General features: G+C 60.3%; 13 protein-coding genes. 4 read left to right on the forward strand and 9 right to left on the reverse strand.

Annotated features, from left to right (window positions below; genetic code table 11):
- Position 1 precedes the first annotated feature (1 nt).
- The gene (locus DevBK_RS02480) at positions 2-229 is read left to right on the forward strand and encodes a hypothetical protein (RefSeq protein WP_317184357.1); all 228 of its coding nucleotides are present in this window, start codon (positions 2-4) and stop codon (positions 227-229) included.
- Here the strand turns inward: DevBK_RS02480 and DevBK_RS02485 are convergent.
- The 8 genes from DevBK_RS02485 to DevBK_RS02520 form a co-directional block, all read right to left on the reverse strand.
- Positions 226-1050: a hypothetical protein gene (locus tag DevBK_RS02485; RefSeq protein WP_317184358.1), complete on the reverse strand. Its 825-nt coding sequence runs from the start codon at positions 1048-1050 to the stop codon at positions 226-228. The genes DevBK_RS02480 and DevBK_RS02485 overlap by 4 nt on opposite strands.
- An 8-nt stretch (positions 1051-1058) precedes the next feature.
- Entirely contained in the window at positions 1059-1811 is a 753-nt protein-coding gene (locus DevBK_RS02490) for a hypothetical protein (RefSeq protein ID WP_317184359.1), read from the reverse strand.
- Positions 1812-2069: 258 nt separating this feature from the next.
- On the reverse strand, positions 2070-4676 hold the full coding sequence (uvrB, locus tag DevBK_RS02495; RefSeq protein ID WP_317184360.1) for an excinuclease ABC subunit UvrB: 2607 nt from the start codon (positions 4674-4676) through the stop codon (positions 2070-2072).
- 125 nt (positions 4677-4801) lie between these two features.
- The gene (locus tag DevBK_RS02500) at positions 4802-5044 is read right to left on the reverse strand and encodes a DUF2188 domain-containing protein (RefSeq protein WP_061910618.1); all 243 of its coding nucleotides are present in this window, start codon (positions 5042-5044) and stop codon (positions 4802-4804) included.
- 614 nt (positions 5045-5658) lie between these two features.
- Positions 5659-7026: an HD-GYP domain-containing protein gene (locus DevBK_RS02505; RefSeq protein ID WP_317184361.1), complete on the reverse strand. Its 1368-nt coding sequence runs from the start codon at positions 7024-7026 to the stop codon at positions 5659-5661.
- 161 nt (positions 7027-7187) lie between these two features.
- Entirely contained in the window at positions 7188-7589 is a 402-nt protein-coding gene (locus DevBK_RS02510; RefSeq protein ID WP_061910622.1) for a hypothetical protein, read from the reverse strand.
- Between the two features lie 93 nt (positions 7590-7682).
- Entirely contained in the window at positions 7683-8063 is a 381-nt protein-coding gene (locus DevBK_RS02515) for a VanZ family protein (protein ID WP_317184362.1), read from the reverse strand.
- Between the two features lie 62 nt (positions 8064-8125).
- The gene (locus DevBK_RS02520) at positions 8126-8797 is read right to left on the reverse strand and encodes a YoaK family protein (RefSeq protein ID WP_317184363.1); all 672 of its coding nucleotides are present in this window, start codon (positions 8795-8797) and stop codon (positions 8126-8128) included.
- A gap of 189 nt (positions 8798-8986) precedes the next feature.
- On the opposite strand from DevBK_RS02520, the gene DevBK_RS02525 reads away from it, so the two are divergent.
- From DevBK_RS02525 to DevBK_RS02535, 3 genes are all read left to right on the forward strand, one after another.
- Positions 8987-9694 carry a Spy/CpxP family protein refolding chaperone gene (locus tag DevBK_RS02525; protein WP_317184364.1) on the forward strand — a complete coding sequence of 236 codons (708 nt, stop codon included), beginning with the start codon at positions 8987-8989 and terminating at the stop codon, positions 9692-9694.
- A gap of 172 nt (positions 9695-9866) precedes the next feature.
- Positions 9867-11087 carry an aminotransferase class V-fold PLP-dependent enzyme gene (locus DevBK_RS02530; RefSeq protein ID WP_317184365.1) on the forward strand — a complete coding sequence of 407 codons (1221 nt, stop codon included), beginning with the start codon at positions 9867-9869 and terminating at the stop codon, positions 11085-11087.
- Positions 11088-11236: 149 nt separating this feature from the next.
- Entirely contained in the window at positions 11237-12142 is a 906-nt protein-coding gene (locus DevBK_RS02535; protein ID WP_317184366.1) for a DMT family transporter, read from the forward strand.
- 1 nt (position 12143) lies between these two features.
- Here the strand turns inward: DevBK_RS02535 and DevBK_RS02540 are convergent, their stop codons facing one another.
- Positions 12144-12530: a DUF2147 domain-containing protein gene (locus tag DevBK_RS02540; RefSeq protein ID WP_061910629.1), complete on the reverse strand. Its 387-nt coding sequence runs from the start codon at positions 12528-12530 to the stop codon at positions 12144-12146.
- Between the last annotated feature and the right edge of the window lie 249 nt (positions 12531-12779).

Consider the following 12779-nt stretch of genomic DNA (forward strand, 5'->3'; position numbering starts at 1 on the left):
CATGTCAGATTACTATTTAAGCCGGCTAATGGATAATGGCGATCTGATGTGTATATCGCCGATCAGCTCAGAAGTTGCTGCTGCCAATAATATGCAGTTGGTTGAGTCTTATGGGTATTTTTTGCTGAGGAAGAAAGCGAAAAGACGGTCACAAGACGTCGAGATATTAGCTCGCCTTCCGAGCGAAGATGCCGCTTTTGAGCTTAGTAAAATTCTCGGGCTGTCTTAGTCGTCCTTTGGAATTTTTGCATCGATCACAATGTATTTTTTGGGTCTGTCATCAAGCGTCATCCACCGGTAGTATTGAAGATGAACCCTCTTACCGGTGCCATTAGCATATTCGTTCAGGCCCCAGCCTAGAACAGATTTGGCTTGGGGCATTGTGGTCGGTGTGACTTTTATTGACACAACTCTTCGAAGGTCGGGGTCATATACCCCGCCGTATCCAGAATTTACGTTGAACGATGCGACGCTGACGTCCTTATTGTATATTTCGGGATCCTCAACGGTACCATGTATGTATTTCTTGGATTGTTGATTCAGTTGTCCCAGCTGATGCTTGCTACCAAACAGGTTCATTACCTGCGCACCCTCACCAATTATAGTGTGTGCCTGCTTTAGAGAGGGTTCAGTTGCAGCTACCAATGCCTCAAAATCACCATCCTTATGCTCCAACAAAGACGACAGTTCATCTGTTGTTGGTTCGCTTTCTACACCAAGATTCCGGTCTATGACTCCTTTCACCAGATCGGCAACAAACTCGCTACTGGCGGCATCACTAAGCTTTCTAGCGAACGGTAGAGAGATGCGCGGTATCGAAACTAGGAAGTCGGTGAGTACGCTGCCTTCCTCGATGGGCGTGGCCTTGACAGAATGCCTGCCTGCGAAATCGCCACGCCGCCGGATTTTCCCAGTTTCGATGTAGTTCGCAGTTAGGGATAATGTTAGGCCAAGTCCTGCTAGGGATGTAAAGCCGTCGTAGGCGGGAATCTGGTGCCGATCGGCGTCGCCACCCGTTAGCTGCGCGCGGATTACTACACTTGACGCCATTGTCCCCCTCAAATCGTCTTTGTCGAATACGCACTAAAATCTGCCTGCCAAAGTTCTGGCAATATGGCAACTTCAAATACTTCCGCGTTTGGATTATTAGGGCCGTCAAGTTCGCTTCCGCGTGAATCGAGAGCAGAAAACCTCGCTACCGAGAACCTGATTTCGTGAATATCCTCAATGCCTTGCTCGTATATATTGTCGTGGCGAAGTGTCAGAGAAAATAATGGTGCATCCTGCGGTGCGATAGACGGATTGCTCTTGAGTGTTCCGAGCAACGTCATCCACTTCAGCATTGCATAGTTGGCAATTGCCGTTGGAACTACAATTCGCACCTCTTGTCCTGGCCCAACATCGCCAACGGCGGCTTTGTCTAGCCCAGATACGGGTGCCAGTGTTGTCCCCGACGGTGATTTGAATACAATCTGGTATCCGGCTGAAACAATCGATATATTTGATTCTGCCGGAAGCATTTGATTTGCGTTCGCCAAATCGGCGGCGGAGATTTTATTTATAGCTTGCCAAGTCGACTGCACGGACATCGCGGTGCCGCTAGTGGTGTTCCGCAGCAGGAGGGTAGGGGTGCCCTCCAATTGGTGAACTTTGTTCGTTTTGATATTCCACCGAAATGAAATTGGCTGTTCCGCGGTGTAGAATCCAATACGGGCTCTCGCGGACAGTTTCCGAGAGGCTTGCATCTCTAGAATGGTTAAAAAGGCGGCACTCGCAGCGCCTATAGACGCGATCGAGGAGAGAATCGCCACGGGATCTGGTTTCCCAAGTATAAGTGCGGCGCCTACTAGCACCCCCAGCATGCCCCCGACGACCGCTATGCCCGCTGTCTTTAGGTGCGCATGCCAAGGCGCCATGCTCAATCGTTCTCCGCGTGAAGTCTAAATCTATAATGCTTCGTCAGCGATTTACTCAACAAATTTATCGCGCGACGTCAGGCTAGACTTGCTTGATCTCTATTCCGGCTGCGGAGAGCGGTGCGCGTCCCCAGATTTCAGTTGATGGCTGTGTTAATCGACCTCGCCAGACAACGTATCCAACTCCATCTCCCGCAGCCGCTTGACCTCGTCGCGCAATCTTGCCGCCTTCTCGAACTCAAGGTTCGTTGCGGCCTCGCGCATTTCGCGTTCGATGTCTTTGATGACTGTCGCGAGATTGTCGCCGGTGACGACCTTTTCTTTGCCGTCCTTGCCTTTGCCGATGCTGACCGTGACGTGGTCTTGTTCGTAGACGCTGTCGACGATGTCGTTGATGCGGGCTTTGACGCTCTGGGGCGTTATGCCGTGTTCGAGGTTGTAGGCGATCTGCTTTTCGCGACGCCGGTTGGTTTCGGCGAGGGCGCGTTCCATGGAACCGGTTTCTTTATCGGCATAGAGGACGACGCGGCCGTCGACGTTGCGGGCGGCGCGGCCGATGGTCTGGATGAGGGAGGTTTCGGAGCGGAGGAAACCTTCCTTGTCGGCGTCGAGAATGGCGACAAGGCCGCATTCGGGGATGTCGAGGCCTTCGCGGAGGAGGTTGATGCCGATCAGCACGTCGAAGGCGCCGAGGCGGAGATCCCTGATGATCTCGATGCGCTCGATGGTGTCGACGTCGGAGTGCATGTAGCGCACGCGAATGCCCTGTTCGTGCATATATTCGGTGAGGTCTTCGGCCATCTTCTTGGTGAGGACCGTGCAGAGGGTGCGATAGCCGCGCTTGATGGTCTGCCGGATCTCGTCGATGACGTCGTCCACCTGATGGGTGGCGGGGCGGATTTCGACCGGGGGATCGATGAGGCCGGTGGGGCGGATGACCTGTTCGGCAAACACGCCGCCGGCCTGTTCCATTTCCCATGAGCCGGGGGTGGCCGAGACATAGACCGATTGCGGGCGCATGGCGTTCCACTCCTCGAAGCGGAGGGGGCGGTTGTCCATGCAACTGGGCAAGCGGAAGCCGTATTCGGCCAGGGTCGCCTTGCGGCGAAGGTCGCCGCGATACATGGCGCCGAGCTGGCCGATGGTGACGTGGGATTCGTCGACGAAGACGAGGGCGTTATCGGGCAGGTACTCGAACAGCGTCGGTGGTGGCTCGCCGGGGCGGCGGCCGGAGAAGTAGCGCGAATAGTTTTCGATGCCGGCGCAGGAGCCGGTGGCTTCCATCATTTCGAGATCGAAGAGGGTGCGCTGTTCGAGGCGTTGGGCCTCGAGGAAGCGGCCGGCGCCGTTGAGTTCCTGCAGGCGCGCGGCGAGCTCGGAGCGGATCAGCTTGATCGCGCCTGTGGTGGTGGCGCGGGGGGTGACGTGGTGCGAGTTCGCATAGATGCGGATGAATTTGCGCTCGCCGATGGTTTTCCCGGTCAGCGGATCGAATTCGACGATCTTCTCGATCTGATTGCCGAACATGGAGACGCGCCAGGCGGCGTCTTCATAGTGGGACGGGAAGATTTCGACGGTGTCGCCGCGGACGCGGAAGGAGCCGCGGGTGAAGCTTTGCTCGTTGCGCTTGTATTGCAGGGCGACGAGCTTTTGCAGCATTTCGCGCTGGTCGATGCTCTCGCCCTGATGCACATCGATGATCATGGCGGAATAGCCTTCCACCGAGCCGATGCCGTAAATGCACGACACCGAGGCGACGATGATGACGTCGTCGCGCTCCATCAGCGCCCGCGTCGCCGAGTGGCGCATGCGGTCGATCTGCTCGTTGATAGTGGATTCCTTCTCGATATAGGTGTCCGTGCGCGGAACATAGGCTTCCGGCTGGTAGTAGTCGTAGTAGGACACGAAATATTCGACGGCGTTTTCCGGGAAGAAGTGCTTGAACTCGCCATAGAGCTGGGCGGCGAGGGTCTTGTTGGGCGCAAGGATCAGGGCGGGGCGCTGGGTGCGCTGGATGGTCTGGGCGACGGTGAAGGTCTTGCCCGAGCCGGTGACGCCGAGGAGGACCTGGTCGGTCTCGCCATTGTTGACGCCCTCGACGATGTCCGCAATGGCGGTCGGCTGGTCGCCGGCAGGGGTGTAGTCGGTGACGAGCTTGAAGGCCTTGCCGCCTTCGAGTTTTGCCGGGCGCTCGGGGCGATGGGGCACCCAGGGGGAGGAGCCTTCCACCTCTTTGCGGCCATGGAGGATGATCTGCTCGAGGGCTTTCACCGTGGCGGTGATGCCGACGGTGGTAGCGTTTTCGAGGGACTCGCCCTTTTTGGCCTTGTTCTTTTTGACCGACGCGTCGAGGGCTTCCCGGAGTTTGGCTTGGGCTTCGGGATCGGCAGCGGCGGCGCGGGAGATTTCGCGCGCGGTGACGGCTTTTGACGGCATGTGGTTGAAGCCGGCTTGCGGGGCTTCGCCCAGCCCCGAGAAGTCGACGCGATCGACGGAATTGATCTTGGTCTTGCCGGACTTCTTTGCCATGCCCGTGGCGGTGTCGTGGCTCGACTTGGTGGTGCGGCGCTTTTCGAGCGGGGTCTTTGGCGCTGCCGCCGCTTTCTCAGCCGCATCGGCGCGGTCGAGGGCGCGCTTGTTCTTCATCCGCTCGGCATAGAGCGGCTTACTGGCCTGGATGTCCTCGGCCTTTTCGATCTCGGCGAAGAATTCGTCGATGGAAAATTCGGCTTTGCCGGGGCGAGTGGATTTGGGGGCCATGGCGCGGGCTCTTCTTCAGCAGGACGGGACGGGCAGGGAAACCACTAGATGGGTGTCCTGTCAGGCAATGTCAGCAGGGGAGATGATCACGACTTCTAGCACGCGGCCAAAGGCAAGCAAACGCGCTATTGTGGATCGGGGGCGGGCGAGGAAGCCTGGCCGGCCTCGCCGTGGCGCCAGACGGTACGCGATTGGGTCTCGGGATCCTGCACGATGACTTCGGCGTCGAATTGTCCGGATTCGCGCGCCTCGTCGATGGCGGACTCGATCGCCGCTTCGCGGGTCTTGAATGGTGCAGAAATGCTGCCGCGATTGGTATGCTGCCAGGCGCCGTCGCGTTCACAGACAATGTAGTGATTTTGGGTCATGGGGTCCTCCGTGGGCAGATAACGCGGAGAGGGCGGGGAGGGATGCCGGGGCAGGACAGGATATTGGCAGGATGTCCGGTCAGCAGGCGGTTACGGTAGCTGTGAACCGTGCGGCGGCATGTGCGGCGATGGTCGCCATGTGAGATTTGCCCTTCGGATCGAGCATGCCGTGATCGAGGGCGGGGATTTCCCAATAGGTCAGGTTGCAATGACCTGCGCTAGCGAAGGCATTTGTGGTGATGCGAGAGGAGGCAATGGGGCCGGGGTGCTGGTTATGCTTCGCATGCCGGTTTCCGAGCTAACATACTGATGGGTCGAAAATTTACCTGTGCCGGACGGGGTGTCTAGGTGCTCCGATGTTTCATTGGGAATATGCTGGTGACGGCTAAATGTGCTGGGCATTATCGCGCAACCCCCACCTAGCCTCCCCCTGGTAGGGGGAGGGACGCAGCGGTTCTTGCTGCGGCCCGTTGGTCCTACCGGCGGATACCTCCCCTGGGAAAGGGGAGGCTAGGTGGGGATTGGTGATGCGCGGGCGGACTCTGTCACCTGTTGGTATGGTGTTTGGCACCGTAATCCGCGCTATTGCACCGATCAGCGTCTCGCGCTGTCGCTTACGCCGCCTTCGTCTCGTCCGGATTGGCGATGTCTTCGATGTGGACGAAGCCGCGTTGGAGGGCGGCGAAGATGGTGGGGTCTATGGCGGTGCCGAGGTCTTTTTGCATGATGGCGAAGGCGTCGGTGACGGACATGGCTTTGCGGTAGGGGCGGTCGGCGGTCAGGGCGTCGAAGATGTCGGCGACGGTGACGATGCGGGTGTCGAGGTCGATCGAAGCCTCGGAAATGCCGTGGGGATAGCCTTTGCCATCCAAGCGTTCGTGGTGATCCCCGGCGATGCGAGCCATGGCGCGGAAGGCGGAGATTTTGGAGAGGATGACGCGGCCGAGTTCGGGATGCTGGCGGATCTGGACCCACTCGTCTTCGTCCGGGCGGCCATTTTTGTCGAGGACGGAATTGGAAACGCCGAGCTTACCGATATCGTGAAGAAGCGCGGCGCGCTTGAGCCAGCGGCGGCGGTCGGGGGCGTAGCCGAGTTCTTCGGCGATAAGATCGGCGAAGATCGAGACGCGGTCGGAATGGCCGGCAGTGAACGGGCTTTTTGCGTCAACGACCTGGGCGAAGCCGGCGGCGATGTCGTCGAGATAGTCTTCGTCGACTTCGCGCATGCGGGCGCGTGGCTCGAGCGATGCGACGCAATGATCGAGATCGTTGGCGAGGAGGACCTGCCAGAATTTGGCGTCGGATGCGAGGTCCTGAATGATGGCCACGAGGCTTGGCTCGAACCAGCGGCCAGCGCGATCGCTGACCTCAGCGACAGCGGCTTCGGCGCCGCCGCGCATGAAGAACACATCGACCACCTGCGATAACAGGGCGATGCGGGCGAAAAGCGAGATTTCGCTGCCGGTGCGGCGCAAGGGTTGGCCCGTGCCATCCCAATGCTCGTCGAGGTCGAGGATGCCCTGGCAGACGGTTTCGGAGAAGCGCATGCTGCGGGCGATATCGGCGCCGCGCTGGCAGCGGGTTTCGATGAGCTCGCGAGCGATCTCGCCACCATTGCGGGCAACATTGATCATGGTTTGCAGGCGTTCGACGAAGCCGGATTTGCGCGCGGTGTTGGAGATCAGAAACCGCAGGATTTCCGGAAGCTTGGTGTCGACGCTCTTGTAAGAATTCTTGAAGTTAAGATCGTCGGCCAGATAGAGCTTGCAGATGCGGGCAGCGTTGGAACTGCAGCCGATATCCTTGAGCAGAAGGGTATAATAGAGGTCGGAGAGCTCTTCTTCGGAGAGATCAAGCCGCATGCCGATATGCATGCCGATCCAGCAGCAGCGAAGACTGTGACCGACCGGCTGGCCCTCGGTAATATCGAGCGCATAGCTGAGCGCGCCGACGACTTCGGATAGATAAACGACGTCCTGCATGCTGCCCCGCCTGTCTGACAGAGGCAGGATAAGGGATAATCCTTAAGGCAAACGCCGAGTATGATTGCGCAATTGCAAGCAAGTGCTTCGCGGGCGCGATCCATTTGACGCTGGATGGACCACCCGGACAAGCCGGGTGGCGACGGCGTTTGGCGGTGGTGTTATTCGGCAGGCTGCATGCGGGTGGCGGCGTTTGGCGCGGGCGTGAAAAAGACATAGGCGCCGATGAGGACGCCGGCGGCGGTCAGCAGCGAGCCGATGGCGACGAAGGCTTCGACGCCGGTATTGCCTTTGAGCAGCAGATAGAGCGCGACGCTCATCATGGCGACGCCGGCCGTATAGACCCAGAAATGGATCTGGGGCAGGCGGCCTTCCGCCTTGGCGGGATTGAGCGCGTAATAGCCGCCGAAGATGGCGCTCGTGACCCAGCCGAGCAGATTGATATGGGCGTGGGCGCCGATGACGTCATGGTTCTGGCTGATCGACATGGCGAGGCCGAGGCCTATGCCCGTGATCAGAAAGAGAATTCCGGCACGAAAGAAGAGATGCGAGATTTTTGGCATTGATGTTCCCCCTGAAAGCCGGCGGAGCATGCAAGTCCCCAATGTCCGCAGGCGGGCGGAGAATACCGGTTTTTCGGGCGTTTTACCAGATTGTTAACGCGCGCGGGGCGTGTCCGAGGAGAGGGATGGGAAGACGGTTTCAGCGATGCGGACAAGGACCCAACCGGCGGAGAGGCCAATCAGCGCGCCCACGGATTTGACCATGGCGTCGGCGAAGCGGCCGTGGCGATCAGGGCGAAGCTCCTGCAGCCATTCGAGGCCGAAAACACCAAAGATGACGATCAGCAAGGCGAGCCAGATTTTGCGCGGATAGGCGAGGGCGAAGAGGAGGCCAACGACCACGAAGGCTGCGGACCTTTCGATGTCGACCGGGAGCATGGAAAGGCGCGGGCGCAGGCCGATTGGCGAGAGCGTGGCAATGGCGATGCCGATAAGGGCGAGCCAGGCGAGGGCCTGCAGAATGGTTCTGGTCATAAAACTGTCATACGCGCCGGAGGCGGAGCTGGCCAGTGGCGGGGCGGCATGGCAGGTGCCCGTCATGCGCGGGCGCGGCGGACCTCGGGGAGGACGATGACCAGGAGAAGGAGCGCCGTAAGGAGGAAAAGCCAGCCGCCTATGGCGAGATAGATGACAACGCCGGCAATGCCGCCGAGGAGGAAGGCGGCGAGGGTGCTGAGATGGAGTTTCAAGCGCTGGGGGCCGTTGCCATAGGTGAGCGAGGCGAGGGCGAGGCCGATATCGGTGGCCATGCCGGAGACATGAGTGGTGCGGACGCGGGCATCGCTGATCCGGGTCGTCGCGGCGTTTTGGAGGCCCATGATGAAGCTGAGGCCGATGAGGAGGCCGGGGCCGAAGCTCGGGATAGTGAGATCGGCGACGAAGAGGACGGCGAGAAGGGCGGCTTCGAGGAGGATGGAATAGGCATAGATGCCGCGAATGGCGTGACGGCGGCCGGTTTCGATGAGAAGGCCGGAACAGAAGGCGCCGGTGATAAAGGCGACGATGAGCGCAAGGAAGATACCCGTCAGGCCGAAGCGGCCGAGGCCGATCTGATCGGAGAGCGCGGAGACATTGCCGGTCATATTGGCGGAGAAGAAGCCGACGGCTTGAAAACCTGATGCGTTGAGCGCGCCGGCGATACCGGCCAGAAGCACCGCCAGCTTTACGTCGATTGCGGGCGTTCGCTGATTGCCTTCATGGATAAGCACGTAAATTCGGCCGCCGGTTGAATTTGTGATCGCCGAAATTACGAGGATTTCCGGGCTTTGCAAGCGGCGAGCGCGGCTAACATTACCGACCTTGCCAAGAGTTCATTCCCTCGCAACCTCAGGGCCAGCCCGATGCCTGTAGGTTGGTGTCATTCCGGTTCGACCGGTTTCCCATGCAAGGAAAAAACCATGACCTCGATTTCTAAAAAAGCCATCGTTGCTGCCGTGACCGCAGTGATCGGCTTGGGTGCCATTGCACCAGCCATGGCGCAGACGGCTCCAGCCGCTCCGCAGCCGCCGACGGCCGATGCGCCGATGCCGCCCGATGCCAATGGTCCGATGGGTGGCCCCGGCCATCGTCCGCATGACGGCGGGCCGCGCCGTGGTGGGGGCGAAGGGTTTCTCGACTTTGGCCGTGGCGGCGAAGGCATCGAAATTGCCATCGTGCGCCTCAGCCACAGGATCGACCTGACCGCCGAGCAGAAGACGCTGCTCGAGACGTTCAAGACCGATGCGCTGGCGGCGGCTGAAACATTCACGACCGCCACCGAGGGTTTGCGTCCGACCCCGCCTGCTCAAGGCACGACCGCGACTGCACCGACGCCGCCGACGTTCACCGAACGGCTCGACAATCGCATTGCGATGGAAAAGGCGCAGCTTGCAGCGCTTGAAGCGGTGCAGCCATCGGCCAAGGCTTTCTTCGATAGCCTGACCGCCGAGCAGCAGGCCCAGCTTACGCCGCAGCGTGGCGAACCCGGCTTTGGTCCGCATGGCCGCCCTGGCCAGCATGGCGGGCCGAACGGCAAGGGTCAGCACGGTCGTCCGGGCCAGATGGGTGCGCCTGATCAGCCGGCCACTCCTGCCGAAGCACCGACAGAAGCGCTGCCGCAGACCTAAGCAGCAAACGCTTTTCCGGCTCCGCGCATTCTTCGGTGCGGAGCCGATGAGCGGCGCGATTTGCCCCCGAAGTCCATCGCGTCCGCGGACCCCGGCCCTCAACGGCCGGGGTTTTTCGTTGCTGGTTGAGTGCGGCTCGACTACCAATCGATCAGCCTTTGATGGATTGACCATGACCCAGCTGCCACTCGACACCGCCCGCATTCGTGCGCTTTTTCCCGCTTTTGCCGAGCCGAGCCTAAAGGGGCAGGCGTTTTTCGAGAATGCCGGTGGGTCCTATACGGCCAAGGTAGTGCTCGATCGGCTGGAGCATTTTTATCGGGCGACCAAGGTGCAGCCCTATGGCGTTTATCCCGCTTCGATCGAGGCGGGCGAGGCGATGAACCTGAGCTACGAGCGGATCGCGGCGGCGCTGAATGTGACGGCGGACTGGATCCACTTTGGGCCATCGAGCTCGGCGAACAGCTATGTGCTGGGCAATGCCTTTGGCGGCTGGCTAAAGCCGGGTGATGCTGTTGTCGTGACCAATCAGGATCACGAGGCCAATACCGGCGCATGGCGGCGGTTGGCGCAGAAGGGCATCGAGGTGCGCGAGTGGAGCGTCGATCCGCGGACCGGGCGGCTGGCGCTCGGCGCGCTCGACGCCGTGCTCGATGAGAAGGTGAAGCTCGTCGCGGCGCCGCATTGTTCCAATGTGGTGGGCGAGATCAATCCGGTGAGGGAAGTCGCCAAGCGCGCGCATGCGGTTGGGGCTGTGGTGGCGATCGATGGCGTCAGCTATGCGCCGCATGGCCTGCCGGATCTGGCTGACTTGGGCGCGGATATCTATTTGTTCTCGGCCTACAAGACCTATGGGCCGCATCAGGGGGTGATGGCGGTGCGGCCGGCACTGGCGATGGCGCTGCCGAATCAAGGGCACTTTTTCAACGATGCCAAGCCGCGCTATCGGTTGACGCCGGCCGGGCCGGATCATGCACAGATCGCGGCTTGCGCGGGTATCGCGGATTATCTCGAGCAGGTTGCCGAGATTGCCGGGGGCGAGGGCAATCCATTCCGGCGGGCGCACAAGGCGATGCGGGCGCAGGAGATCGAACTGGCGCGGCCGCTGCTCGATTATCTCAAGGGGCGGAACGATGTTTCGCTGGTGGGGCCAGATGATGCGGAGCTGCGGGCGCCGACGGTTGCGCTGCGGCATCGCGAGCCGGGGATCGAGGTGGCGAAGCGCCTCGCCAAGCATGGCGTGATGGCCTCGGGCGGGAATTTCTATGCCTGGCGGCTGATGGAGGCGCTGGGGATCGATCCGCACCATGGGGTGCTGCGATTGTCGTTCGTGCACTACACGAGCGAAGAGGAAATCCAGAGTCTCATCGAGGCGCTAGATGCGGAATTGTAGAGACTGATTCATTTCTCACAACATCGGATTTCATCCCGGCGAAAGCCGGGATCCATTTTGAGATCTTGGGTTAGGCCCCGGCTTTCGCCGGGGTGACAATCGAGTTCGTGACGGGCTCCGGGCCTAAACTAAAAAACGAGTTACAAAAAATGTCGCGTCCACTTGCAGCTTTGCTTTTGCTGCTTTGCACCATGTTTTGGGGTTTTGCCTTTGTGGCGCAGAAGTCGGCCATGGGGACGATGGGGCCGCTGAGTTTTGCGGGGGTGCGGTATATCCTCGGCGGGCTATTGGTGCTGCCGTTAGCGCTGGGGGAGTGGAAGCGGCGGAAGGTGACGCTGACGCGGAACAACTGGCTGCTGATTGGTGTGCTGTGTTTTGCGTTTTTCATGGGGTCGTGGTTGCAGCAGGCTGGACTGGCGTCGACAACGGCGACCAATGCCGGGTTTCTGACCGGGCTTTACGTGTTCTTCGTGCCGCTGATCGGTCTGGTGTTTCTGCGGGTGCGGCCGCATCCGATCGTTTATGTCGGGGTGCCGCTGGCGCTGGTGGGGATCTATTTCCTTAATGGCGGCGGGATTTCGAGCTTCAGCCAGGGTGACTGGCTGATCGTGCTCAGCGCCGTGTTCTGGGCGATGCATGTGCTCTCGCTGGGGCATATCGCCAAGGAGACGGGGCTGCCGATCTTCGTTTCGGCGATCAGTTTTCTCGTCGCGGGTGTCGTGGCGCTGGCCATTGCCGTGCCGACCGAGGCGCCGACGCTGGGGCAGATTTCGGGCGTCTGGGTGCAACTCGCCTATGCTGCGGTGCTGTCGACGGCTGTGGGTTTCACCCTGCAGGCGGTGGGGCAGCAATATGTGCCGCCGGCCAATGCGGCGATCATTCTTTCGGCGGAAAGTTTGTTTGCCGCGCTGGGTGGGGCAGTGGTGCTCGGCGATCGATTGCCGGCTGTGGGCTATGCCGGGGCAGCGCTGCTGTTTGCAGCAATTGTTCTGGTAGAGGCAGTGCCAGCACTTTTAGCGCGCCGGCAATTGCCTGAGGTCCGGGCCACGAACTGAGTTACTGGCTAACCCTATACATCTCGTAGCTCTTGCAGACGACGAGGACGGCGCAGCCTTGGAGGGTCATGTGGTCTTCGCTGTGCTGGGTGATGGTGCCCGACATGTTGAAGCCGAAGAGTTTGAGATTGCCCTTCCAGGCATTGCTGCCGGACGGGCGCAGGCGGTTGGCCATGGGCTTGTTGAGATAGGGCTTATACTGCTCGTTGTAGTCGACGTCGCTGAGCCAGACGAGCTGGCCGCAGAGCTGGTTGCCATCGCCGCAGAGTTCGAACTTGAAGCGAGTGTCCTTGCTATCCAATTCCCAAACGCCATTGGGTGAGGCAAGGGCCGGGGTGGCGACGAAGGCGGCGAGGGCGAGTGGCAAAAGGGCAGACAAGCGGGGCATGATGTTCTCCGGCAACTGAGGCAGAGTTTGCGGGCGCGGAGGTGAATGGCGGCTGAACGGTTTGCAACGCCGAAAGCGGTTCATCGGTATGTCACGCAGAGGCTTTAGGGTGAAGATGCTCCGGAGGCATCCCATGTATTGCCGGATGCGCCGCCCGCCTTCCCATAGCCCGGCGGGCGTTCCCCCGAGGTCCTCGACCTCACCGCATCGTTGCTTTGGCCGCCTTCGGGCGGCCCTTTTTTGTGGACC

This window comes from Devosia sp. BK (assembly GCF_032907385.1).
Taxonomy (GTDB): domain Bacteria; phylum Pseudomonadota; class Alphaproteobacteria; order Rhizobiales; family Devosiaceae; genus Devosia.